The organism is Pyxidicoccus sp. M6 (assembly GCF_055568925.1).
This window is the reverse complement of record NZ_CM145714.1, coordinates 6,707,534-6,733,445: the sequence shown is the minus strand read 5'-3', so window position 1 is coordinate 6,733,445 and position 25,912 is coordinate 6,707,534. Positions and strand designations below refer to the sequence as shown.

General features: G+C 71.2%; 19 protein-coding genes. All 19 read left to right on the top strand.

From position 1 onward, the window contains the following. Positions 1–73: 73 nt before the first annotated feature. The 19 genes from ACVTJA_RS26925 to ACVTJA_RS26835 all read left to right on the top strand — a co-directional run bounded on the left by ACVTJA_RS26925 (position 74) and on the right by ACVTJA_RS26835 (position 25,912). Positions 74–670: a hypothetical protein gene (locus ACVTJA_RS26925; RefSeq protein ID WP_465823787.1), complete on the top strand. Its 597-nt coding sequence runs from the start codon at positions 74–76 to the stop codon at positions 668–670. Beyond that, positions 671–4,021: a hypothetical protein gene (locus tag ACVTJA_RS26920; protein WP_465823786.1), complete on the top strand. Its 3,351-nt coding sequence runs from the start codon at positions 671–673 to the stop codon at positions 4,019–4,021. 4 nt (positions 4,022–4,025) lie between these two features. Further along, positions 4,026–6,878 carry an MFS transporter gene (locus tag ACVTJA_RS26915; RefSeq protein WP_465823785.1) on the top strand — a complete coding sequence of 951 codons (2,853 nt, stop codon included), beginning with the start codon at positions 4,026–4,028 and terminating at the stop codon, positions 6,876–6,878. Positions 6,879–6,936: 58 nt separating this feature from the next. After that, positions 6,937–10,665 (top strand): hypothetical protein, encoded by a 3,729-nt coding sequence (locus ACVTJA_RS26910; protein ID WP_465823784.1) that lies wholly within the window; start codon positions 6,937–6,939, stop codon positions 10,663–10,665. Then, the gene (locus ACVTJA_RS26905) at positions 10,662–11,489 is read left to right on the top strand and encodes a hypothetical protein (RefSeq protein ID WP_465823783.1); all 828 of its coding nucleotides are present in this window, start codon (positions 10,662–10,664) and stop codon (positions 11,487–11,489) included. The genes ACVTJA_RS26910 and ACVTJA_RS26905 overlap by 4 nt, the downstream gene beginning before the upstream one ends. Positions 11,490–11,574: 85 nt before the next feature. Beyond that, positions 11,575–13,026, top strand: a complete 1,452-nt coding sequence (locus tag ACVTJA_RS26900) for a phage tail sheath C-terminal domain-containing protein (RefSeq protein WP_465823782.1) — start codon at positions 11,575–11,577, stop codon at positions 13,024–13,026. Positions 13,027–13,068: 42 nt separating this feature from the next. Beyond that, positions 13,069–13,566 (top strand): hypothetical protein, encoded by a 498-nt coding sequence (locus ACVTJA_RS26895; RefSeq protein WP_465823781.1) that lies wholly within the window; start codon positions 13,069–13,071, stop codon positions 13,564–13,566. Between the two features lie 24 nt (positions 13,567–13,590). After that, a complete protein-coding gene (locus tag ACVTJA_RS26890; RefSeq protein ID WP_465823780.1) occupies positions 13,591–14,079 on the top strand; it encodes a hypothetical protein in 489 nt (162 codons plus the stop codon). A 2-nt stretch (positions 14,080–14,081) separates the two neighbouring features. Continuing rightward, complete coding sequence (locus ACVTJA_RS26885) at positions 14,082–15,305, top strand: hypothetical protein (RefSeq protein WP_465823779.1); 1,224 nt, start codon at positions 14,082–14,084, stop codon at positions 15,303–15,305. Further along, a complete protein-coding gene (locus tag ACVTJA_RS26880) occupies positions 15,302–16,285 on the top strand; it encodes a hypothetical protein (RefSeq protein WP_465823778.1) in 984 nt (327 codons plus the stop codon). The genes ACVTJA_RS26885 and ACVTJA_RS26880 overlap by 4 nt, the downstream gene beginning before the upstream one ends. Further along, positions 16,282–16,956, top strand: coding sequence for a phage baseplate assembly protein V (locus tag ACVTJA_RS26875; protein WP_465823777.1), 675 nt, complete (start codon positions 16,282–16,284; stop codon positions 16,954–16,956). Before ACVTJA_RS26880 ends, ACVTJA_RS26875 begins: the two co-directional genes overlap by 4 nt. 10 nt (positions 16,957–16,966) lie before the next feature. Further along, entirely contained in the window at positions 16,967–17,299 is a 333-nt protein-coding gene (locus tag ACVTJA_RS26870; protein ID WP_465823776.1) for a hypothetical protein, read from the top strand. Further along, a complete protein-coding gene (locus ACVTJA_RS26865) occupies positions 17,299–17,769 on the top strand; it encodes a GPW/gp25 family protein (RefSeq protein ID WP_465823775.1) in 471 nt (156 codons plus the stop codon). The genes ACVTJA_RS26870 and ACVTJA_RS26865 overlap by 1 nt, the downstream gene beginning before the upstream one ends. Then, entirely contained in the window at positions 17,766–19,571 is a 1,806-nt protein-coding gene (locus ACVTJA_RS26860; protein ID WP_465823774.1) for a baseplate J/gp47 family protein, read from the top strand. The genes ACVTJA_RS26865 and ACVTJA_RS26860 overlap by 4 nt, the downstream gene beginning before the upstream one ends. After that, positions 19,568–21,226: a hypothetical protein gene (locus tag ACVTJA_RS26855; RefSeq protein ID WP_465823773.1), complete on the top strand. Its 1,659-nt coding sequence runs from the start codon at positions 19,568–19,570 to the stop codon at positions 21,224–21,226. The genes ACVTJA_RS26860 and ACVTJA_RS26855 overlap by 4 nt, the downstream gene beginning before the upstream one ends. A gap of 18 nt (positions 21,227–21,244) precedes the next feature. Further along, positions 21,245–21,967 carry a hypothetical protein gene (locus ACVTJA_RS26850; RefSeq protein ID WP_465823772.1) on the top strand — a complete coding sequence of 241 codons (723 nt, stop codon included), beginning with the start codon at positions 21,245–21,247 and terminating at the stop codon, positions 21,965–21,967. 9 nt (positions 21,968–21,976) lie between these two features. Beyond that, positions 21,977–22,681, top strand: a complete 705-nt coding sequence (locus ACVTJA_RS26845; protein ID WP_465823771.1) for a hypothetical protein — start codon at positions 21,977–21,979, stop codon at positions 22,679–22,681. A gap of 3 nt (positions 22,682–22,684) precedes the next feature. Beyond that, positions 22,685–24,469: a hypothetical protein gene (locus tag ACVTJA_RS26840; protein WP_465823770.1), complete on the top strand. Its 1,785-nt coding sequence runs from the start codon at positions 22,685–22,687 to the stop codon at positions 24,467–24,469. A gap of 24 nt (positions 24,470–24,493) precedes the next feature. Further along, on the top strand, positions 24,494–25,912 hold the full coding sequence (locus ACVTJA_RS26835; protein ID WP_465823769.1) for a hypothetical protein: 1,419 nt from the start codon (positions 24,494–24,496) through the stop codon (positions 25,910–25,912).

Sequence of the window (25,912 nt, the reverse complement as noted above, 5' to 3'; positions counted from 1 at the left end):
CGATAGGTTTCACTGAAAGTCACACGCAGAGCCGTCCGCGGGTTCACGCAGCACGCGCGAAGGGGGGCTGTGAGTGCTTGTCCGTCCGATGATCGGCGGCTGGGAGCCGGCGCACATCGAGCGCATCGCGTCGCTGGAGTCCCGGCGGCTCGCGGTGCTGCCCGTGGCGGGGCTTTCGGGCGACCTGCACCAGGACCTGGGGCGCGGCGCCCTGGCGGTGGAGATCACCGGCTCGCTCTGGGGTGACGAGACACGCGACACCTTCCTCGCGGAGCTGCGCTCGAAGTTCCAGGCCGGCGAGCCGGTGGACTTCGTGGCGGACATCGTCAAGGAGTCCGAGCTGGAGCAGGTCCTCATCGAGGAGCTGTCCTTCGAGGAGGACGCGTCCGCGCCGGAGGTCTTCCGCTACCGAATCATCCTGCGCGAGTACACCGAGCCTCCGGAGCCGCCGGGCCTGGGCGCCGACCTGGGGCTGGAGCTGGACGCGGAGCTGGACCTGCTCGCGGAGCTGGGACTGGACGGGTTGGACCTGCCCGCCATCGCCGCGGACGTGCCGCAGGTGGGCGACCTGCTCTCCCCGGTGAAGGAGGCGGCGGACTCGCTGAAGGAGAACCTGTCCAACGCCGGTAGCCTGCTGTCGCCACTGGCCGCGCTCTTCGGGGGTGCGTGAGTGGCCGCCCCCATCACCGACGTCCAGGGCAAGCTGGACGCGAGCGGGCTGGTGTCGACGCTGCTGTCCGCGCTCACCGGGCCCACGTCGACCCTCGAGGGTGCCACGCCGCCCGCGCCGGACTCGCGGCTGGGCGAGGTGTCTCAGGGCGCGGCGCGCGTGGACGCGTCCGGCGTCAGCGCGTCGGTGTCTCGGCTCGCCTCGCAGGTAGCGCCGTTGCTGGCCCAGCTTCCGGGCGCGGGCGACGTGGTGCGCCCGCTGGAGTCCGCGCTCCAGGCTGTGGAGACCGTCACCGCTCAAGATTTGCCCACGCGGCTGCGCGAGCTGACGACGCGGCTGGGCGACGTGCTCAAGGCCCCGGGCGACGGCGGCATCCTCTCCGCGCTGCTGCGGATGAGCGACCTGCTGGGCGGTGCGCCGGAGCTGCGCGCGCTGGCGGACCTGCTGCGCACGGTGGCGGGCGCGTCCGGACTGAACCTCAGCGGCGCGAGCGCCGTGGCCAACCTGCTGCCCGCCGCGGTGGGCAGCGCGCGAGCGGTGGCGGCGCTGATGGCGCTGGAGTCCTCGCTCGCGGAGGCGGAGCGGCTCACCACGCTGATGGCCCGCCAGTTGGATTCGGGCACGGTGGGCAAGGCGGTGGGCGCGCTGGAGTCGTCGCTCGGCACGGACGGCGCGCTGCTCTCCACGTTCATCGCCGGCATCGACCTGGACAACGCGGGCGAGGTGGACGCGGCGAAGGCGGCCCTTCGCAACGCCGTGCGGCGGATGACGGAGCTGGAGGAGCTGCTCGCGCGCTCGCTGGGCTTCGGCGAGGCCACGCTCGTCCACATGGACGTGGCGCAAGTGGAAGCCGAGGTCGCCGCGGCCACGGCGCTGCTCCGCTCGGTGGACACCACGCCCATCTCCAGCGCCATGCGCGCGCTGGTGGACGCGCTGCGCCCGATGCTGTCGCTGCAGGTGCCTCCGGGGCCGGCCATGCAGCTCGACGCGCTGCTCACGCTGGTGGAGGGGCAGGCCGCGCGCATCGCCTCGGAAATCACCGCGCTCGATTTGACGGCGGTGACGCGGCCCATCACCGACGGGCTCGGTGCCGTCACCGGTGTGGTGGACCAGCTCGCCAGCGTCATCACGGGTGTCATCAACTCCGCGCGCGCCGCGCTGGAGGGTGTGCGGCAGGCGGTGGCCGCCCTGCCCTTCGGCACCATCGCCGACGCCATCCGCGACGCGCTGCAGCCGCTGACCGACGTCATGAACGCCATCCGCGACCTCGTGGAGGACGTGGAGACGGCGTTGGGCACGGTGGCGGGCACCGTCAACACCGCGCTCACGCAGACGGAAACGGCGGTGGACACCTTCAAGGCGCAGGTGCTGGCGCTGCTGAAGGACGCCGAGGCGTTCATCGAGTCCCTGCACCTGGACCAGGTGGTGGGCCAGGTGGCGGACAACGTGCGCGGCTTCGCCAACACGCTCGCGCAGGCGCAGATGCGGCCGTACTTCGACACCGCGGTGGACGTCATCGACACCGCGGCGGACGCCTTCGAGCTGGTGCCCTTCGGCATGCTCCCGGACGACATCAAGGCCGAGGTGGACAAGGCCGCCGCGCCCATCCGCGCCATCGACATTCCGGGCGTGAAGGACACCGTGGAGGGCTGGTTCGAGATTGGCCCGGACGGGAAGTTCCAGCTCCGCAAGCCCATCGAGGACGCGCTGCACGACCTGCAGGTCAAGTACGAGAGCCTCATCACCGAGGTGCGCAAGGCGGACCCGCGACAGCTCGAGGAGCCCATCGACACGCAGCTCGCGCGCATCTCCGCCAAGGCGGACGAGCTGCTGCCGCGCCTCACCCTTCAACCCGTGGAGGACGCCATCAACCGCGTGAAGGGCTCGCTGGGCGCCTTCGACGTGCACGCGGCGCTCCAGCCCCTGGACGATGCCTTCGCGCAGGTGTTGACCGCGGTGGACGCGTACTCGCCCGCCGCGCTCATCACCCCGCTGGAGAACCGGCTGAAGGCCGCGCGGGACAAGGTGCTTGGCGAGCTGAAGCTGGACACGTGGGACGACTCGTTGGATCTGCTCGCCACGCAGCTCAAGGACCTGATGGAGCGCGTGGACCCGGCGCTCATCCGGCCGCAACTGGAGGCCGCGCTGTCGGAGCTGCGCACGCTGCTGACGCGGGTGCCGAACCTGAAGCTGTCCGGCGGCCTGGGCGCGCTCTTCACCACACTGCTCTCCGGCACGGGGCTGCGCATCCACCCGTGGACCTTCGACGTGGTGCTGGGCTGGCTCGGCGGTGACTCCGGCGCGGGCGCGCTGGCGGGAAGGACGGCGCGAATCGCGGACGCGGTGCTGGCCACGCAGACGTCCGTGCGCGGGTTGGACCTCGCGGGCCTCTCCACGCGCGTGGGCCAGCGAACCGCCGCGCTGCGCTCCTCCGTGGGCGTGCTGCGCGGCCGGGCCGCAGGGGCCGGGCAGCTCGCGGTGGTGAATGAAATCCAGGCGCTGGTGGACAGGCTGGACGCGGAGCGGCGGCTGGCCGCGCTCACGCAGAACCGCACCCGCTACCTCGCGCTGCTGGACACCGCCGCGAGCCGCACCGCTTCGCTTCGCGCCACCGGCCTCTCCGAGGTGGACGAAGGCGTGCGGCGGCTGGGCGAGGCCTTCTCGCCCTTCCAGGCCGTGCGCGACTTCTTCAAGTCCCTGCTGCGCACGCTGGGCATCCCCTCGCTGGACACGGGGCTGCGCGAGGCGCTGCTCGCGGTGCTCCAGACGCTGGACCCGGTGCGGCTCTCCAACCTGCTTACGCCCGTGGTCAGCGCGGTGCGCAACCGCATCGCCGCGCTGGTGGACCTCATCGTCGCCCCGGTGAAGGACGCCATCGCGGACGTGCAGTCCATCGCCGCCGCGCTGGACCTGGCGCCGCTGCGGCAGGGGCTCCAGTCCATCTACGAGACGGCGAAGGCCGGCATCCAGGCGCTCGCGCCGTCCGCGCTGCTGGCGCCTTCACTGGCGTCCTTCGACGCGCTGAAGGCGGAGCTGCTCGCCTTCGACCCGCTGGCCACGCTGCGCGCCATCCTCACCGCGCTGAAGGCCACGAAGGACCGCGTCGTCGCCAAGCTGAAGGCGAGCGAGCTGCTCGCATCGCCCATCGCCATCTACGACGAAATCATCAAGGCGCTGGAGGCGCTGAACCTCGACAACCTGATTGCTCCCGTGCTGGACGCGCTGGATGACCTGGCCGCCCAGGTGGACGAGGGGCTGGACCGTACCACCGAGGCGCTGCAGCGCCTCCAGCAGGCCCTCCCCGCGCCCGGCAGCGGCGGCTCGGTGAGCGGCTCGGTGTCCGTGGGGTGATGCCATGCCAGCCGTCCTGACCCACAAGACCATCATGCTGCTGGCGCGCGAGCGGCTCGCGAACATCCGCGACACCCTGCGCACCAAGCTGAACACCGGCGCCACCCTGACGGATCTGGAGTACCGGCTCTGGTACCTCGCGGACCAGGCGCACCGGCTGATGTCCGAGAACGCCAACGCGGCGCCCGCCATCCAGTACCCCACCGACACCACCGTCTACGCCACGCCGCTGGGCCAGGGCGTATCGCGCTTCTCCGTCATGGGCTCCATGGGGCCGGACATCCCGGCCTTCGCGGCCCTCTTCGCCAAGGGCCAGGGCTGGGTCTTCGACACCGTCCACAAGGGCAACCCGGACAGCCACCGCGAGCCCGTGGTGGCGAAGACGACGACGTTCGCCCTGGAGCTCTGGACGCAGGTGCGCCGCGCCGTGTCCGAGGGCCGCGCCACCGAGGACCAGGCCCGGCTGCTGGCCGGCTACGTGCTGGGCCACCTGTGCCACATCGCGGGCGACGTGATTTCGCACCCGTACATCAACGATTTGGAGTGGCACCAGAACTACAGCACGCGGGGCAAGTTCAGCCACGAGGGTGGCGAGGGCACCATCGACGCGAAGGTGGCGCAGCAGGTGCTGCTGCGCGGCGGCACGCGCGAGGGCCAGGACTGGGACGTGTGGTGGCCCACGGTGAATGAGGTGCCCGGCGCCTTCTTCGCCGCGTACGTGGACGCGATGGAGCGCGTGTACAACGCGCAGACGGGCCGGCCGGTGGGCTTCGGCGGCTTCGAGGCGGAGTTCCTCGAGCACAAGCCACCGTCGCTCGACGTGGACTTCATCCGCGACGGCTACGGTTTCTACCGCAACGCGGTGCTGGCCATTGGCTACGGCTGGGGCGCGTGGCGCTGGTTCTTCTTCCTCACGCCATTGATGCTGCCGCTGATGAGCATGGTGCCGCTGATGGCGGCGATGCCCCACGCGCGGCAGTTCTTCGAGCGCGAATTGGACGATGTGGAGGAGCGCGCCTGGTTCGAGGCACTCACCCTGCCCATGACGCTCGCGCTGATTCCCACCGCGTTCTACGGCATCTGGCTCGCGGCCCTCACCACGAAGGGTGTGGAGGGGCTGCACGCGGCGGGACTCGCCACCACGGGTCTGTCCGCCATCCTGGCCATCACCTTCTTCGCCACGCTGGGCGCGGACCCGCCGACGTGGGTGCGCTGGGGCATCGTCTTCGGAGCGTGGGGACTGGCCACCAGCGTCTTCACGGTGAAGGGCATCGTGGACATGGCCACGGACCACAAGGCGCGCGGCGCGCTGGGCCTCATCTACGGCATGCCGTTCATCTTCGCCGTCATCGGCCTCGTCCTGATGTTGATCGTCGGCGTCTTCCGCCTCATCGGTCCGGACGTGGGGCTGGCGGTCTTCATCATCGTGGCGCTGGCCGTCGCGGGCCTCCTCATCTGGCAGTGGATAGCCAAGGCCCCCGAGTTGCGCGACGCGCGCATTCCCGAGCAGCCCAAGCCCTTCCCCGCGGACCGCCCGCACTTCGTGCGCGTGTTCGACGACAGCACGCTGTGGAGCCTGCCGGGTGGAGACCCGACGGCGCTGGACCGCCTGCACTACCCCTCCGGCGAGCGGGCGCTGCTCAAGCTGTGGTGGGAAGGCCCCGGGGACTTGTACGTCCGCTCCGAGCAGTCGCGGCTGGACTTCAGCTTCTCCGGCATCGGCGATCCCGTGCGTACGATTGAGGCGCCCATCGCGCCCATGAGCGCGCGCGAGTACGCGGAGTACCTCAACCAGAACCTCACCGGCCCGGGAGGCGAGACGCTGAAGCTGCGGGCCGCGCTCGTCTACGCGACGGACGGCGAGCGCGAGTACCCGCTGCCCACCGGCGCGACGTTCAAGGAGAACCACCCGCAGAAGCGCATCACCGTGCCGCTGCCCACGGACGTCTGGCACAAGCTGGGCACCACCGCGGAGAACACGACGTACGTGCTGCACCACGCGGACAAGCCGTACCAGTCCGTGCGTTTCGGCGCGAAGGGGCCGGTGGAGTCCCCCGCCCCCGAGGACGACGGCGCCAAGGGCGATGGCGAGGTGACGACGGCCGGCACCGTGGTGACGGGCTTCAACACCGGCTTCGACTTCTTCTTCGACGAGGGCGACCAGATTGAAATCCAGGGCCAGGTGCGCACCGTCACCCGCGTCGTCGGCGAGCGGGAGCTGTGGGTGGACAACGCCTTCAACCCGGCCATCACCTCGCGCAAGGAGTACGCGCGCGTGGGCCCGCACCTGGAGCGCGCCGACGGGTACATGTACGTGACGGACCCGCGCGTGCCGCCGGGCGTGGTGGGCGGCCGCAACGTCATGGACCTGGCGGCGGACCTGGGCGCGCTGCTGTGTCTGGGCATGACGCCGCACCTGCTCACCGAGGCGAACCGGAGCGTGCCGGAGCTCCAGGGCCGGCAGGCCGCGGGCTCGGGGACGGCGGTGGACCCGGGCGTGTCCAAGGTCTACCAGGTGTTCCGCAACTGGAGCCTGGACCGCCGCCGCATGAACGAGTGGCGCATGCTGGTGGCCGGCGGCGCGCGCAGCGAGAAGGGCGGAGACCCGGCGCAGTACGACACGGCCCTGCCGCAGCCGAGAGACCCGGCCTGGGTGCCGCCGCGCGCGCCCGCGGGCGAGCCGGTGAGCAACGCGCAGGGCTGGGTGCCGCTGCTGCGCGAGTGGCTGGACCGCGCGAGCCGCAACACGAACATGGCCGACCCCGCCGGCAGCGCGCCCGGCAACCCGAGCCACCAGGACCTGAGCCGGGCCCTGGCCTACCTGTTCGACCTGCCGGAGCCCGTGGCCCTGCAGTGACGTGAGCCCTGACTGCCGCGGCCCTCGAGTCGCGGTGCGGTGAGAGGAGGTGAACGCGGTGGCGGACGAGGACTTGCCGGACAACAACCCCACGCAGGGACGGCCGCCGGTGCCCGAGGGCGGAAGCCGTCCGCTCATGCGCGAGTGGGAGAAGCAGCGGCGCCTGGAGATGACGGTGGCGGGCAACATCTCCGTCACCAACATCATCTGGGACGCGCTCCAGCATGCGAAGTCGGCCCCCGCGGACAGCTCCGGTGACGGGTGGACGCCGCTCGGCCCGCGCAACGTGGGCGGTGCGATTCGTGCGCTCGCGCAGGACCCGGTGCAGCTCGACACGTTCTACGCGGGCGCGGCCGAGGGCGGCCTGTGGCGCACGACGGACCAGGGAAACACGTGGGAGCCGCTGGGCGAGGCCGACCTGGGCATCGTCCCCGTGGGCAGCATCGCCGTGGCGCCGAGCGACAGGCGCTTCATCTACGTGGGCACGGGCGAGAAGACGGTGAACGCCACCGGCGGCATCGGCCTGTTCCGCTCACGCGACGCGGGCGCCACCTTCGAGCGGCTCGCGGACGGCGACGAGTTCCAGGCGACGCCGAACCCCGGCGCGGCCTTCCGGTACACGCGCATCGTGGTGGACCCGAGAGACCCGAACCGCATCTGGGCCGCCAGCAGTACGGGCCTGTGGCGCTTCGAGGGCACCAGCGCGACGCGGGAGGTGCTCCCGACGGGGATGACGATGCTGACCGACGTCGCGCTCGCTCAGGACCCCACCAACGCGAGCAACCTCTGGCTGCTCGTGGCGGCGCAGGGCACGGGCGTGTTCCGCGGCGTCTTCAACCGCTCCTCCGGCAACGTGGCGTGGATCACCTCCGGTGGCTTCCCGCCGACGCGGCCCAACGCGGCGCCAACGCTCAACCCGGTGGGCCGTATCCGGCTGGCCTTCGCGCCGTCCAACGCGAACATCGCGTACGCGCTCGCGGAGGACATGTTCTCTCCGCCCGTCACGTACAACAACCGGTTCGCCCTGCCCCTCCTCCGGTCCACGGACGGCGGCGCGACGTTCGCCTACGTGCCCGTGGGCGGCGTGGTGAACTTCATGCACCCGCCCACGGCGCTGGTGGCGGCGAGCCCGAGCCCGGGCCAGGCCTTCTACAGCCTGGAGCTGGCCGTGCACCCGACGAACCCCGCCACCGTGGTGGCCGGATACGTGGACCTGCACCAGAGCACGAACTCGGGAGGCACCTGGGGGCGGCTCATCGACTGGACGAACTACATGACGCATGACCTGCGTGCGCAGCACGCGGACATGCACGCCATCCTGTACGACTTGCGCGAGCGCACGTCGGCCGCGCCCCAGCGGCTGTGGGTGGGCAACGACGGCGGCGTCTCGTTCACGGAGGACGCGGGCGTCACGTGGCGCAAGCGCAGCTACGGCATCATCGGCGCGCAGTTCATCGACATCAGCACGCACCCGCTATTCCCCTCCATCTTCGGCGGGGGCATGCAGGACAACGGCACCTTCGTCAGCTACGGCGGTCCCACGTGGTACCGGGCCGGCGGTGGCGACGGCGGCTCCATGGCCTTCCACCCCACGGACGCGCGCCTGTTCGTCGTCACCAACCAGGAGCGCACGCAGAGCGCCACGGTGGGGCTGGCCGGAACGACCACGCCCCTGCGCGATGTCCCCGTGACGGGCGTGGTGGGTGCCATCGACGACTACCAGGTGCAGACCACCACCATCGACGGTGGCATCCCCGCGGCCAATGGCCAGGAGTTCCGGGGGCTCGTGCGCGGAGACCCGGCGACGCCCGGGCGCTTGCTGCTGGGGCGCAAGGGAGCGGCGTTCATCACTCCGGACACGGGCACCAACTGGAATCAGCTCGGCGCGCCGCCGCTCGCGTACACCGCGCCGCTGGGAGGCGGCATGTCGGAGACCAGTGCCATGGCCTTCGGTCCGGGCGCGGCGGCGGCCAACGACCTCTACGTGGGCACCAGCACGGGCGACGTCTTCGCCACGTCCAACAACGGCGGCGCGTGGACGCACACCACGCCGTTCAACACGGCGGGCGTACAGGCCTTCATCTCCGCGTTCGCCATCCACCCGGGCCACCCGGAGGTGGTGGCCGTGGCGGCATACGCGACCAACGGCAAGGTGATGCTGTCGCATGACAGGGGCGCGACCTGGAAGGACATCAGCGGCGGCAACGAGTTGCCGAAGGGCGGCGTCGCCTCGCTCGCGTTCCATCCCACCGACGAGCGCGTGCTCTTCGCGGGCACGCTCGTCGGCGTCTGGGTGACGCGGAGCCTGCCGCAGTACGCGGGGGTGCCGCTGCCGGCGGCAGGTGCCATCAACACGCGGTGGAAGTCGTTCAACCGCGGACTCGGCCCCATGCTGGTGAACGACCTGGAGGTGGTGCCCGTCACCAACACGCTGCGCGCCGCCAGCTTCGCGCGAGGCTGCTTCGAGGCCAGCATCCGCGGCGTGCAGGGCAACGGAGACCCGGGGCCCTACGTCACCGACGAGGACTACCGCGTGCCGCCGGTGCGGCTGTCCATCCGCAACCACGCGATGGACGACTCGCGTCCCTACGCACCGGCGAACCGCCCACCGGGCGACCCGCGCCTGCCCGCGGCCCACGCCACGGACCACCTGGACAACAACAGGCAGTCCATCGACGTCAAGGTGAACGCGCCCGAGTTCGAGGACCGCGCGCGGCGCTTCCTCCAGTCCGAGCGCTACGGCCACCTGCCGGACGGCTCCGAGTTGGACGAGGAGTTCATCTCCGAGCAGCCCATCAGCGGCGACACCAACCGCATCTACGTGCAGGTGCACAACCGCGGCTACGACACGGCGAACAACGTGCGGGTGTCCCTCTACTGGGCCAACGCGGGCGACCCGGTCAACCTGCCCTTCATCAACGTCGCCGACATCAACTACCCGAACGACCCGACGGCGGGCTCGGCGTGGCAGCGCGCCGGAGTGCAGACGGTGGGCGCCATCCGCCCCGGCCAGCCGGCGGTGGTGCGCTTCGACTGGATTCTCCCCCTCACCGTGCGCCGCAACGTGGCGCTGATGGCGCTGTGCGACTGCGCGCAGGACCCGCTGGACTTCGCCTCGGCCCAGGCCAACGTCGACGTGTTCATCAGCCTGGAGCGCCGCGCCGCGCTGCGCGTCACGCCGGTGCGCTACGACGCCGTCTTCATCCGCGACGGGCTGGACGACTTCGGCCGGCGGGGCTCGGTGGCCTGGGGCGGCCGCTCGCCGGACGTGCTGGTGCTGCGCAGGGCGGTGGCGGACGCGATTCCGGCCGCGGACCTCAACTCACCCACGGGCCCGCTGGGCAACCTGCTCGACGCGCGCGCGGGAGACCGCATCCGCCCCGGCAACGACAACGCCATCTACGTGCGCGTCCACAACCGCCACGAGGTGGCCATCCACGTGGACGTGGAGCTGTATCAAGCGCCGGTCAACCACCCCACCACCGGTCCGTGGACGGCGATTGAGGTGCGCAAGCGCGCGAACAACGTGCAGCCGGGCACGTGGCAGGTGGTGCGCTTCGATTTGACGGCGGCGGACCCTGCCCCCACCAACCCCGCCGCGTGGGCGAAGGCCTTCGTGCTGGGCGCCGTGTGCCGGGGCGTGGACGCGGCGACGGGGACGGAGCTGGACCCCATGCCTCCCTTGGCCACGCTGACGGGCGTGGATGCGTTCTGGAGCTTCTTCACGCGCGGGCCGCTGGCCACCAACGCCGTGCTGCGCGCCCTGCGCTTCGAGGCCGCGCCATGACGGTGGAATCCGCCTTCCTCGCCTCCGTGGCGTCGTACCTGTCCGGGCTGCCGCTCACGCCCGAGCCCAAGAGCGTGGGCGTGGTGGAGCCCGCCGGTGGCACGGAGCTGCCCGCCGTGGTGCTGTCGCTGGAGGAGTCCTCGCGGCCGCGCATCGGGCTGGGAGACACGGGCTCCGTCATCACCGGCGCGCTGCCGTGGACGGCGCGCATCGACCTGGCGAATCCGCGCCTGCCGGAGGACCCGTCCTTCTCGCTGGTCAGCCCGGACCGGCTGCGCCTCACCCTGCCCCATGGCGGGCTGGTGCGCTCGGACGGCAGCGAGGGCACGCTGGGCCCGTCCGACCTCACCGTCACGGTGAAGGGCACGCCGTACACGGTGGTGACAGGAACGCCGGGGACCAACCAGGTGAGCGCGGACCCGACGGTGGGCGTGCTGACCTTCGCCGACCCCTTGGACACGTCTGGCCTCGTGGAGGTGACGTACTTCCTGGGCCAGTGGGAGCGGCGCGTGGAGCGGCTCAACGGCGTGCTGCGCGTGGACACGTGCACGGGCGCGGGGCCGGAGGCGGTGCAGCTCTCGGACGCGGTGGTGGAGGCGCTGCTCGGCCCCGGCGCGCGCGGGGCGGTGGCGCGGCTCACCTCCATCCAGTTGCGAAGCCTTGGCAGCGTGGGCGTTCCAGGAGAGGCGCCTCCGCAGGCACGGCGCCGCACGGCGCGGCTGGGATTCGAGTTCGAGCGGGACGTAGACCGGCCGGAGTCGTCGGGCGGAGTCATCCGCCAGATTCCGGTGACGGCGAACGTGGGGGTGCCCGACAGCGGCTGAGCGGGGCACGCGGAGGCCGCGGAGCACGAGGCGGCCAGGCACGGAGTGAAGCGACGGGACAACGACGGCTGACGAGGAGCGCAGGATGAGTGAGACGATTGGAGAGATGATCCTCCCCGGGACGTATATCGACGTCCGGGCCGAGGGCCTGATTGGAGTCGGCGGAATCACCACGGGCAACGTGGGCATCGTCGGCACCGCGAACCGCGGCCCGCTGAACGAGGTGAAGCTCCTCGGCAGCTACACGGAGGCGCTCGACACGTTCGGCAGCTACGACGCGTGGCCTGCTACCGGCCCCACCACCGGAGCGCTCAGCCTGACGCGCGCGCTGGAGCAACTCTTCGCCGGTGGAGCCGCCACCGTCTACGCCGTGCGCGTGGCCAACGTGGTGGGCACCATGCCCTCCACGACGTGGAACCTCACCGCGGACGTGGGCGGCACCGACACGCCGGTATGTGCCCTCACCGCGAAGACGCCGGGCACGTGGGGCAACGACATCAAGGTCGTGGTGACGACGTTCAAGAACGCGCCGGCTGATGCGAACGACAACCGCACCCGCCTCCAGATTTCCCTCGGGCGCGTGAAGGAGGAATACACCGGCGCCACCGTCTCCGAGCTCGCCGCAGCCATCAACGCGGCCAGCGTCCTGGTGACGGCGGGCACCGTCGCTCCGGCCGACGCGAATCGCTTCGTCAACAAGGTGGCCAACCCCACCACCGTCACCTCCAACGGCAACCCGCCCACCAACACGGAGTTCGCCGCCGGACTCGCGCTGCTGGCCAACCAGCCCGTCAACATCGTGGTGGTGGCGGGCGCCAACGCGAATGACAACGCGGCGCCGGTGCTCGCGCACCTGGAGGCCACGGAGAACGACGGGCGCGAGCGCATCGCCGTGCTCGGTGCCTCGACGGATGACCCGGCGACGATTGGCACCGCGGACGCGACGAAGGTGTCCTCCGCGCGCGTGGTGCTGGTGGCGCCGGGCATCGTCGCGGACGACGCGGCGAAGGCTGGGCAGGCCAACCCGCTGTCGAGGCTGCCGCCGGCCTATACCGCCGCGCTGGTGGCGGGCCGGCTCTCGTCGGTGGCGCCGCACGTGAGCCTCACCAACAAGGACGTGGCGGTGGGTGACGTCACCACCGAGTACTCGCGCGCGCAGCAGAAGTCGCTGCTCGGCAACCGGGTGCTGGCGCTGAAGAAGGACCTGGGCATCCGCGTGCTGAAGGGCATCACCACGGACACGGGGGCCTTCAAGCAGATCTCCGTGCGCCGCATCGTGGACTACGCGAAGGCGGGCGTGCGCATCGGCTCGAATCCGTACATCGGCCGCCTCAACAACTCGCGCGTGCGCGCGGCGCTGCAGGCCACGCTCGATGGCTTCCTGTCCGGCATGGTGCTGGACGAGATGCTGACCGCGTACAAGCTCAAGGTCAGTGCGACGCGCCAGCAGGAAATCAATGGCATCGCGCTGGTGGAGATGACCCTGCAGCCGACCTTCTCGATCGATTTCGTGAAGGTGATCATGAACCTCGAGTGATGGGTCCGCTGACCGCGCGTCCCGCAAGAACGGAGCAAGAACATGGCTGGCACGGTATTTCGCGGTTCGGATGGAACCATCTCGGTGGCGGTGGACTCCGGGCCCGAGGGTGACAAGGCGAAGGCCATCGCGGACCAGTACTCGCTGACGCCCGTGGGGCGGTGCACCGGCGTGACGGTGCGCGTGACGAACGACGTGAAGCCCTTCCACGAGCTGGGGCAACGCTTCGCCACGGAGCTGCGCCCCGGGAACATGAACGTCTACGGCACCATCGAGCGCGCGCACGTCAACGGCGCGCTGCTGAAGCTGATGCTGGGTGACGCAGCCGACAACCGGCCGGCGGGCACCTTCGTCAGCCCGGCCTTCAACCTGAGCCTGCGGCTGGAGAACCCCGGCGTGCCGGGGACTACGGCCACGGTGACGGTGGCGGGCGTGCGCATCGACGAGTGGAACTACAGCCTGCCCGAGGATGACTACGTGATGGAGAAGGTCAGCTTCCGGGCCCTCTGGGTGAAGGTCGAAGACACCACGGCGGCATAGCGCGGGAAGGAGGAGGAGTCGGACATGGCGAGCCTTACCGCCGAGGAACTCCTGGCAGGCGCCGCGGGGACATTCACTGTCTCGCTCCCCGCGAACGTCCTGAAGCCGGGCATGGGTGAGTCCCCCACGGGCAGCGCGGGGGAAGTGGTGCTGCGCCCGCTGCAGATCCGCGACGTGGAGCGTGTGTCGCGGGCCGCGAAGGAGCAGCGCGTGCTGACCAGCGTGCTGATGGTGCAGCAGGCGCTGGTGACCCCGAAGCTGACCGTGGAGCAGGTGGGCAGCCTGTCGGCGGGCCTGGTGCAGTTCCTCCTGGAGAAGGTCAACGCCATCAGCGGGCTGAGCCTGGGCGAGGACGACCTGGACAGCGCGGTGAAGGCGCCGCTGGCGAAGGCGTGCTTCGTGCTGGCGAAGGAGTTCGGCTGGACGCCCGCGGAGTGCTCGGAGCTGACGGTGGGGCAGGTGCTGCTGTACCTGGAGATGCTCGCCCGTGACGGGCAGGACGGGGGCGCGTGACGATGAGCCGCCGCGTCCACCCCACGTTCCGGAAGCTGTTCGGCCTGGCGGCGGCGCCGGGACGGACGCTGTCCACGCTGGAGCCCGAGGCACGGATTCGACCCGTGCTCTCCGCGGAGCCGGAAGCCGTGGAGGATATGTTGCGCGAGCGGCTCGCCTCGCTGCTGGCTCCGGCGTCGGTGGCAGAGCGGTTGGAGCGGGCGCTGACGAAGCTGGGGACGGAGGAAACGGACGGTGGCGCGGTGGAGCCACGAGTCCGGCGCGGCGGCACCGCGAGCATGCCGGAGCCGTCCGCGCGTGAAGCGCTGGAGGCGGTGAAGCACCGTAGGCCCGTGACTGGTGGGACGCGTGCGTCCGGACTGACGGAGGCACGACGGACCGAGGGCTCCAGACGGGCGGAAGTACCGGAGCGCGGCGTGGATCTGCAGCGGCTCCAGGAGATGGCGGGCCCCGGAGCGGAGACACCTTCGCGGTCGGAGTCCACACGCGCCATCGCGAAGCCCGGAGTGCGCGAGCCCGGGGACAACAAAAGCCCTCGGCTTCCCTCGCGTGAGGAGGTTCGTGCGCGGCTCGAACAGCGGGCCCGGAACGTGGGGGTGACGGCGGCACTGGAGACGCCGGTGGTGTCGCTAACGCAGGAGTCCAGCCGTGAGGTCGCCGAGGTGCTGTCTCGAAGCCTCACGCCGGCACCGGCTGTACTTGGAAAGGATGCGGCGCGGGACACTGCCTCCGGTGCGTCGCTGGCGAGTCCGCTGGAACGTGCGTTGGAACGGCTCGACTCGCGGGGCCCTGTCCGGTCGCGAGTCACCGCCACGGAGCCACGGCCTGGCACCGCGAACATGGAAACACCCGCGTCCGGTGCCTCCACGCCCGTAGATGCTCCTCCGACTCGCGGCGCGGAGCTGCGCGGTGGACTCGCGGGACTCGCGGCACGAGCGGAGACGCATCGCGTGGGCGCTACTCGTACGGAGGAAGCGCGCAATGAACTGAAGGGCCTCGCTGGCCTCGCGGCGCGGGCGTCTTCCGGTGCGGCACCGATGCCTCGCGCGAGGACGGAGTCGCATCCTCCCCCGCCCCTGCTCGCCAATGCCGCGCTGCCCTCCCCCGCTGTCCCGAGCGTCCTCGCTGAGCGCATGGAAGAGGCAAAGCTCACGCAGCGACTGGAGCGGCTGCTGCGACGAGAGGCCGAGCGCGCAGGCGTCTCTCTGGAGGGGCTGGACCCATGAGCCTCTCGCGCCCCAACGCCGTCCTCACGCTCTCCGGCCGCGACTACACGGCGGCGGAGGCGGCCCTCGTGCGGCTCCAGGTTCACCTCGGACTCGCGGGCGCGCATGACGCCGTGGAGCTCACGCTGTGGCCCGCGTCGAAGCTGGCCGAGGCCGCCCCCGGTGACACGCTGGCCATTGCCCTCGGCAACGTGGACGACGAGGAGGCCGTCTGGTCCGGCGAAGTCACTTCCATCCTCGCGGGGCCGGACGGCACGCTGCTCGAAGGACTCGCGGCCACGGTGGCGCTGTCCCGCGCGCGCCGCTCGCAGACGTACGTGTCCCAGTCCGTGGGCGACATCATCCGCGACCTCGCCTCCGACGTGGACGTCGATGAAGTCGAGGGCACGCTCCAACTCGAGGCCTACAGCGTGGACGACCGGCGATCGCTCTGGGCCCACCTGCTGGAATTGGCCACGCTCACCGGCGCGGACGTGGGCGCCAGCGCCGAGGGCGGCCTGCGCTTCGTCCCCGTCCGCTCCGGCGCCGCCGAGGTGGACCTCCGCTACGGCGCGGACCTGCTCGCGTGGAAGCTCGGCCCCGGCCCCAGTTCCGAGGCTCCGGCGGTGGTCGCCTCGGGCGCGGCCAGCGACTCCGGCTCCGACAAGTGGCACTGGCTCCAGCGCGAGCCCGCGAGCGGCGCCAGCGGCCCCGTGCGCGTGGTGCCCGCCTTCCGCACGAAGGACGCCGCGGACCAGCTCGCCCAGGCACTCACGGACCGCGCTGGCCGCGCGGCGCTCCGGGGACAGCTCACCGTCACCGGCCGTCCCGAGGTTCGCCCGGGCACACGTATCGCCGTGAAGGACCTGCCCTCCGGAGACCCGGGCCCGCTGCGCGTCCTGTCCGTGGCGCATGTGCTCGACGCGCGCGAGGGCTTCACCACCACGCTCACCGTGGAGTCCGCGGGCGGTGGCGGCGGAATGCTGGGAGGTCTCCTGTGAGCGGCCTCGTCGCCACCCTGCGCGCCATCATCCGCGACGAGCTGGCCCGCGTGCGCCAGCCCGAGCTGGGCACCGTCACGCAGGTCCACGCGCACGACTCCGACGACAGCCCCGCCAACCATCAGGTGGACGTGAAGCTGCGCGCCAGCGGCGTGGAGCTTCCGCGAGTGCCCGTGGCCGTGGGCCGCATCGGCTTCTCCGCGCTGCCCAATGAAGGCGACCTCGTGCTGGTCAACTTCGTGGGTGGAGACCTCAACGCCCCCATCGTCGTCGGCTGCGTCTACGACGACCAGGCGCACCCACCGAAGGCCGCGCTCCACGAGGTCGTCTACCAGCCGCCCGACGAGGAGGACTCCAACGTCAAGCGCTTCCACATGGAGCTGCCCGGAGGAAGCACCGTCACGCTCCAGGACGAGTCGCTGACGGTGACGATGGGCGAGACGTCCGTGGTCATCAACAAGGACGGCGACGTCACCATCCAGGCCAAGGGCAAGGTGTCCGTGCAGGCGCAGGGCGACATGGAGCTGGAGGCGCAGGGGGACTTGAAGTTGACGGCCCAGGGGTCGGCGACGGTGAAGGGCAGCTCGGCCACGCTGGAGGGACAGAGCGAGGCGAAGGTGAAGGGCGCGTCGGTATCCATCGCAGGCAACACGCAGTTCAGCGCGTCATGAGGAGCGGAACGTGCCAGGCCCGCCAGTCACAATCGGCTGCAACGTGGTGCTCTCCCCCGGCGCGTCCGGGCCTCCGGACTCGGGCGTCATCACCGTCATCACCCAGGTCATCGCGACGGCCAATGGCATGCCGCTGGCCACGGCGGGGAGCCTCTGCAACATGGTGAACTCCATCTCCGGCGTGCCGTACGTGCTGCCCATCGGGAACGGCGGCTCCACCAGCGTGGTCATCAACGGCCAGGGACTGGTGCGCGTGGGCGACATGATTCCGAGCGGCCCCGGCGTGCTCACCATCCTCGGCCCGCCGGCCGCGCCGTTCATCACCGACACGGGGGCTCCGTGATGAAGCAGCGCACCGAACAGGATGTGGCCCCCTTCCTCGGGCGGGATTTGCAACTCGACTACGCCTGGTCCCAGGGCTTCTTCGAGGACGCGGACCTGTCCACGGCCCGGCGCGGCGCCCTCAAGGACCTGGGCGTGGTGGAGGGCGTTGAAGCCTTCACGCAGGCCATCGCCAACCGGCTGAAGACGCGCAAGGGTGAGCTGGCCCCGCTGGGACACCCGGACTACGGCTCGCGCCACCATGAGTTGCTCGGCGAGCCCAACGTGGAGCGCACGCGCAACCTCATCAAGCTCTTCGTCCTGCAGGCGCTGGCGCAGGAGCCGCGCATCGAAAAGGTACTCAAGGCGGACGTCCGCGCGGAGCACGAACCACCGCGCGAGACGGTGCGCATCGAGCTGCAAGTCCGCGTGGTGGGCGAGCCGACGCCTCTCAACCTCGTGGTGCCCTTCTCCCTGGAGCCCCGGCCATGAGCTACGCCGCGGAGCCGTATGCGCAGTTCGTCGAGGACCTGCTCCTGTCGCTCACCGGCGGCGTGGCGCGAGAGCGCTTCGTCTTCCTGCCGGAGAACGCGCCGTTCAGCCTCTCGCCACCGGGGCCCGTCATCCCCAGCACCCTGTCCGTGTTCGGCCAGGTGGACGGAACGTTCTACCGCTTCGTGCTCGACACGGACTTCTCGCTGAGCGCGGATGGCACCCTCGTGTGGCTCGCGGATCCGGACGGGACACCCGCCGCGGACGCGGTGTGGCCGGACGAGGGCACCGCCTTCTTCGCCAACTACGACCACCGTGGCCCTTCCGGCGCGGCGCCCCGGCTGAACGACCGCAATCCCGGCAGCGTGGTGCGCCTGCTGTCGGAGAGCTTCGCGCGCGAGTACGCCGTCGTCTCGCGGCAGCTCGAGGGCGTCTATCAAGCGGGCTTCCTGGACACCGCCACGGGGCGCGACCTCGACAACCTGGTGCGCCTCGTGGGGCTGGAGCGGAGAGACCGCACCTTCGCGACGGGCACCGTGGTGTTCAGTCGGTCCAGCCCCGCGCCCGCGGACATCTTCATCTCGGAGGGGACGCGGCTGTCCACGGCGGAGCCTCCGCTGGCGGAGTTCGAGACCACCGAGGACCGCACCCTTCACCGAGGCAGCCTGTCCGTGGAGGTGCCCATCCGCGCTCGCGACAGCGGCGCCACGGGCGTCGCGCCTGTGCGAGCCATCACCGTCATCCACCGTCCCATCCTCGGCGTCGAGAGCGCGGAGAATCCGTTGGGCACCCGCCTGGACGGCGAGCCGGAGACGGACGAGGCCCTGCGCGCGCGAGCCCGCCGCGCATTGGAGACAGCGGGCCAGGGTACCGTGGGCGCGCTCAAGGGCGCGCTGGCCACGCTGCCGGGGGTGCGCGAGAAGGACATCCTGCTGGAGGAGGACCCGCTCACCCGCCCCGGGCTCGTGACGGTGAGCATCGCCGCGGAGCTGACGGCGGCGCAGGCCGAGCGCGCGGTGGACCTCATCGAGAACACCCGCCCCGTGGGCGTGCGCGTGCTGCACCACCTCAGCGTCTCGCCGCCGCCGCAGGCCATCACCCCGAGCGTGAATCTCGTCTCCGAAATGGAGGGAGACCCGCACGACAGCCTCGACGGCGAGGGCCTGTTCGCCCCGGTGGTGGCGCGCGTCATCGTGGTGCCGAGCTCAGCGCGCCTGTCCGCTCAGGACCGCACGGCATTGAAGACACTGGCCGAGGAGACGCTGCGCGCCACCGTGGCGGAGGCCGGCGTGGGCGAGCCCGTCGTCTACAACCGCGTCGTCGGCGCGCTGATGGCCATCGCGGGCGTGGTGGACGTGGCGCTGGAGCTGTACCCGCCGACCGACCCGACGGGACCGCGCCACCGCAATGTCTTCCCCGGCCGCACGCGGCGTCCCTCCGTGGCGACGAAGGACGGAGGCAGCATCGAGGTCCGCGTCGCGGGCGAGCTGCTGGGCCTGGACGTCACCGTGGGCGTGACGCTCATCGGCGCGGGCGCGCTGGGAGACACGGCCGCAAACCTGGATGCCGCGCGCTTCCAAATCATGGCGCAGCTCCGCGACGGCGTGGGCTCGCTGACGGGGCTGTCGGCCGCCGCGCTGCGAGGGCTCATCACCCCGCCCGAGACGTTCACCGTGAATAGCCTCAGCTACACGGGCGAGTACGTGACGGCGGGCGTGCGCCTCAATGGCACCAGCCCCACGCTCACGCTGACGCCCCAGGAGCTGGCCTGGATTCGCAACGTGAAGGTGACCACGCCGTGAGCACGCGCCCCCTTCAGATTCTCCAGCGCTTCCCCGCGCACCTGGAGGCCGCCCGGCCCGGCAAGCAGCTCTTCGAGTCGGTGACGGCGCTGGCCGGGGGACTGGATCTGCTGTCCTCGGACCTGGCTGGCGTGCGCCGCGCACACCGGCTGGCGGACGCGGACACGCTGCGGGACTTGCTGCTGCTGGGCGGACTGCACGGCATCGACCGCGCGCAACTGGACCTCCTGTTCCTGCGCGCCGCGAAGGTGCGTGAGCTGGCGAAGGCGCTGGAGGCCGCCGTCACCGCGGGCAATGCCACCGAGCGCGACGCGCAGGCCGAGGCCCTCTTCCGTCTCTGGGGCACGGAGACGCCCGGAGCGCTGCTGCCCCGGTACGCACCGCCGTCGCAGCCGTCCAACCTGAACGCGGCGGCCACGGCGCTGGTGGCGGCGGCGCGGAGGACGGTGACGTTCCTCAACGTGCTGGACGCGGCACGCGAGCGGGTGCGTGAAATCTGCCGCATCCACGGCCAGGGCAACATCACCGTGGCCTCGCTGCTGGAGGCGGCGGCCAACGCGCTGGACCTCGAAGTGGACACGGCGCGCAACGCGGAGGTGCTCGAGCAGATTCGCGAGACGGGCAGCACCACGCTCGACCTGACGCGCACCGACGGCTACTTCCACAGCGTCGACCGCTACCGGCACGTCACCTACGTGAAGGACCGGCTGAGCCCGGAGCCGGTGCCGGCCCTCCCCTTCGAGAATGAAATCATCGGCATCGAGGAGAACCCGCTGCGCCGCGAGGAGCGCGACCTGGGGCCGCGCCCGCATGCGGCCCTCTTCAGCGTGTCGCGCCGGGGCTTCTCGCAGGCGGAGCTGGAGGTGCGCATCGAGGGGCTCGACGACAAGACGGTGGGCCCGCACCTCGTCAACCGCGACGAGGGCTGTGGCTTCGGCTTCGCGGGCTCCGTGCCGGATGGGAAGCAGCTCGTGCTCACCGAGGAGGGCACGCTGCGCCTCGACGGTGTGGACGTGACGGACCGGGGCTACTCGTGGACGGGAGCCTGCTTCGCGGACGCCACCGCGCCGCACGTGCGCGACTTCGTCTTCGACGGGCCGGGCCTGCCCGAGAGCGCACGGCCCCTCACCTTCGCGGTGGCCACGCCCGCCGGCAGCCTGGACCGCGAGGCCGTGTTCCCCCACCCGCCCGTGGCGCTGGAAGTGCCCGGCATCGGCGTGGGCGACACGCGCTTCGCCTTCTTCGTGCAGGAGAACACGCTGTCCCTGCGCGAGGGCATTGCGCCGACCTTCACCGTGCGCCGCGCGACGCCTTACTTCGTCATCGGCTTCGCGGACGCCTCGGTCTTCGCGCCACCACCGGGCATGCACCCGGACGCCGCGAAGCTGAAGATTGCGTGGCGAGAGCACCAGGCCTACGTGGTGCGCGTGTCCATCCCTCCGCGCTTCGCGGTGCTGGACACGCCCGAGGCCACCGCCCTGGAGCGGGTGGCCCAGGCGCTGGAGCGCTTCCGCTCGGCGGGCGTGCTCATCGAAACGCGACTGCTGGACGACACCTGGATCCTCGGCACGGGCGTGCTGCCCCTGCCCGAGGGAGACCCGACACTTCGCATCCTGGGCGGGACCGAGCTGTCCCCCGTGCCGCCCGCATCCTGACGGACGAAAGGAATCAACATGGCGCTCAACCCCTTCATCGCCCGGCACGTCAACCCCGGAGAGCCACTCACCGCGCAGGCGTGGAACGACGTGGTCGACGGCGTCGATGGCCTGCACAAATACCTCGAAGCCTCCGTCCACACCGTCAAGGTGCGCATCACCACGCCCGGCGTGGACCTGGCCTCCGTGCGCGTCACCGCTACCGCCACCGGCTCGCCACCGATTGAAGCCGTGCGGCCCGTGTCGCCGGACACGATTCACTATCTCCAGGGGCTCGTGCCCGGCGCCTACTCCATCCGCGCCGAGGCCCCCGGCTACGCGGTGGCCACCGGCAACGTCACCATCACCGCGGCGTCGGGAGAACTCTCGCTGGACCTGGCGCTGACCGCCACCCATATCCCCATGCCTTCCGTGTTCGGCATGACGCTGACGCAAGCGCGCACCGCGCTCAGCGCGAAGGCCATCACCGTCTCGCGTTTGTTGGACACGCAGGGCAAGGACCTGCCGCCCGCGACGCCGGGCCCCGAGTACGACCTGTCGCTGGTGCTGGTGCAGTCGCCGCCGGCGGGCACGCTGGTACCGGTGGGCGGCAGCTCGGTGGCGCTCGCCGTGGCGGTGGCGCCGAAGATTGAAACCACCGTGGAGGTGCCGTCGATGGCGGGCCTCACGCTGGTGGAGGCGAAGAAGGCCCTGGAGGCGCTGGGGCTGGTGCTCGGCAAGGTTCAGAACCTGCAGAAGTGAGAGACGACCATGGCGACCCGAAAGACGACGAAGACGCGAGCGGGCAGCGGGACAGGAACGACGGAGAAAGCGCCGACGCGCACCACGGCCACGAAGGCCCCGACGACGCGAACCACCACCACGGAGCCCAATGCAGATCTGGCGGCGACGATTGTCACGGCGCCGCAGGCCGCGACCACGGATACGAAGGCCACGGCGACAGCCACGCGTGCGACGCTGTCCACGTCGGTCCTCGCGGGGGCCATCGAGGTGGGCTCGAAGGCGGCGGAGATGGTCATCGTCCGCGACGGCGTGGAGATCACATCCCCGCAGCTCAACCTCTCCCGGGTGGATGCCTATGTCGAGCGGCTGAAGCCCGTCATCCCCTTCAGCACCCCGCGCGTGGTGCAGCAGAGCGTGAAGCCCGGCACGCGCGTGGCCAAGGGCACGGTGGTGGACCTGGTGCTGGTGCCGCCCACCAACATCGAGATGGGCCTGGTGGACAAGGCGCACGTCGGCTTCCAGCACCGCACCGTGGACCAGGTGGCACCGTACGTCGAGCAGGCGCGCAGCATCCTGGAGCGCAAGCCCACGGCGGCGGACCTCAACGACGCCGAGCGCGCGCAGATGTACAGCATCCTCCAGCAGGCGGACATCGTGCTGAACGACCAGGACCCCACCACGTCGCTCGACGCGGCGTACCGCGTGCTCCAGGGCGCGAAGGCATACAGCTGAGCCATGGCCGCTTCATCCGGCAAGACGGGGGGCGTGCTGGAGGCCGTCGTGGGGGCCTCCGGCGTCGTCGTGGAGGCGCAGCTCGCGTCCTACGCCATCGCGGAGCCCATCGCGACCCGCGAGGTGCGGATTGCACAGCAGCGCGTGGCCAACGGCTCGGTGACGGCGGCCCTGGAGGTGAAGCTCCCGGGCAACGCGCTGGTGCGCGAATTGGACGTGGTGGTGCAGGCCGACCGCGCGAGCTGGAGCGCCCTGGGCTCGGTGGGACAGGTGCGCCGGCAGGAGGGCCCGGAGGGTGACCTCACCGTGGTGGTGGACTTCGGGACGCCGCGCACCGTGAGCGCGGTGGCGCTCGTCGGAGAGAGCTACATCGTCAGCGGCTCGCTGCCGGGGGGATTCCTGGCCATCATCGGGGTGCGTGCCTGGACGGGCAGCGCGTTCGCCAACGCGCACATCTACCCGCCGCCGTACAGTGACATCGAGGATGACCCGAGCACCTCGGTGGCCCGCTTCACCTCCGAGGTCCGCACGGAGCGCCTGCTGATCGAGCTGACCGCGAGCAAGCCCGCGGGCCTCACGGACGCCGTCGCGGGCTCACGGCTCGCGGTGGAGCTGCCCTCGCTGCCGGGTGATTTGGAGTTGCGCATCGACGGAGGCGCGCCCGCGTGGACGTGGCCCGGGCCTGTGCAGCCGGGCGATGGACCGGAGGACTTCAAGCGCGTGGGCAACGCCACGCAGCGCACGGTGTCGCTGCGGGACGCGTTCGCGAAGCTCACGGGTGACCCGGACCACCCGGAGGAGCGCACCTTCCACGTGGAGCTGCTGGCGCGGCAGCCCGGGCAACTGGCGCTGTTGGCGGGGACGCGCAAGGTGAGCTACCTGGTGCGCACGCCGCTGGAGCCCGAGGGGCGGCAGGACCTCGTCTTCGCCACCGAGGGCGTGCAGGACGTGCCGCTCACATTGTCCTCTGGCGCGAAGAAGGTGGAGGAGGTGCGGCTCACGGTGGCCGCGACGCTGCCCGCCGAGCGCGGGCTTCCTCCCGTGGGCCCCGCGGTTGCTCCCGAAGCGGACCTGGTGCTGGACGCGGAGCGGGCCGCGTGCGTGCGGCTCACGGAGGCCTCGGGTCTCATGGAGCTGTCAGGTGTCCGTCTTCCGCTGCGCGCGAGGGCCGGCGGTGCGGAGGTGCGGGTGTTGCTGCTCGCGCACCAGCCGGATGCCTCCGCCGAGGGCACCGCGGGCGCGGCGCTGGAGGGTGCCTCGGCCAGCACGCCAGTGGTGCTGGAGGCGCCGGCCGCGGGAGACACCTCGGACACGTGGACGTTGTTCGAGTTCCCCAAGCCCGTGACGCTGCGCGGAGACCTTCCGTGGGCGGCGGTGCTGGTGGGCCGTGGCACCGTGGAGTGGAGCCTGGGCCGGTACGCGACGGGCGAGACTCCCCCTCCCCTTCGCCGTGGCGCGCCCACGGGCCCATGGGAGCCGCTGCCCGCGGCGCTCACGCTGTCCGGCTCGCTGGGCGGGCGCATCCATGTGATTGGACATGCTCGGAAGAACTCGACAGTTGCGCCGCCGGTGCGGCTGCTGCCCGTGCTCACGGGGGCGGTGGCTCCGGTGGCGGGCACTCCGGAGGTGCGAATCACTCCGACGGCTCGTGGCGTGGCCGTGCTGTGGCCGCCCGAGGGAAGCACGTTCTCGCTCGATGTCACCGGCAAGACGGCGAGCGTACGCGTCACCAGTCTCGCCTCCGGCACCGTCACCGTGAGGGACCTGGTCTCCGTGGTTTCGAAGTAACCGACTCGCATCAGGAGCTCGTTCATGGCCGAAGACGCGCGCAGTCGATTCCTGGAGGGACTCCGCGTCACCGCGGACCACCTCGAGCACATGCAGAACCGCCTCCGGGAGAGCGTGCTGGACCTGCGACGCACCGTGGGCCTGGGCCGCGTCGCGTGGGGCTTCAAGGCGGACGTCGCGGCCACGGTCACCCTCTCGCCCGGCGTCGCCTTCTCACCCGGAGGCCTGCGGCTGTCGGTGGAGACAGCGAAGACGTTTCCCCTGCCCACGGGCGATGGCCCATGGCGCGTGGTGCTGAAAGCCCAGGAGAGCGACCAGGCCAACCTGCGTATGGGCGGCATGCCCACGCTGTACCTGCTCACCACCACGGCCACGCTGGAGCCGGAGAGCGCGACGGAGCCAGGACCGGACGCGCTGGTGGTGGCGCGATTGCTCAAGGGTGACGGCTTCACGGTGGAGCAGGACCCGTCCCTGTTCGTCGCGGTGGGCAACCACAAGCACAGCGGCGAGTTCGTGCAGGACGACGAGGGACGCTGGCACTTCGACGGCGCGCCGCTCGACGTGGAGCTGATTCCGGGGCCGCAAGGTGAGACGGGGCCGGCGGGTCCGCAGGGCCCGAAGGGAGACCCGGGAGACTCGGGGCCCATCGGTCCTCAAGGACTCAAGGGAGACACGGGCGCAACCGGGTTGCAGGGCCCTCAAGGCCCGCCGGGCGCCACCGGCCCCGCCGGTCTCCAGGGTCCACAAGGCATCAAGGGAGACACCGGAGCCACCGGCGCCGCTGGTGCTCAAGGTCCCCAGGGCATCAAGGGCGACACGGGCTCAACCGGTCCGGCAGGGCCCACGGGCCCGCAAGGGCCCGCCGGTTCGCAAGGGCTCAAGGGCGACACGGGAGCCACGGGCCCCATCGGCCCCGCAGGACCTGTTGGCCCGATGGGCCCCACCGGTCCTCAAGGTCCGCAGGGCCCCGCGGGCGGCCTCGAGGACTTCGCGTGGATCGACGAAATCAACTGGCCGCACGACGGGACGGGGGCCATCGCGAACCTGGAGAAGATCCAGGTCCACCTGAAGTCGGAGCTGGCGGACCGCTTCATCGAGCGGATGCCGCGCCTCGTCGAGGTGTGGCTGGAGCCCAACTCGGACCCGTCGAAGCCGCTGCAGCCCATGAGCATCCTCACGCTGCACGGCAACGCCTACGCGGACAGCTCCACCGTGCTGACCTGGGCGATGACCAATGACGCCACGCTGGTGCAGCAGGCCATCCCCTTCGGATGCCGAGTGCTCATCCGCATCCACCTGGGGACCATCTACGACTACAAGGACCGCGTGTACTCGGCCTCGACGGAGAGGTTGCTCGGCGTGGCGATGCCACACCTTCCGGGCGGAGTCTTCGAGAGCTGGTTCTACATCGCCCGGAAGGGCGTCACCGTCACACGCCTGTGA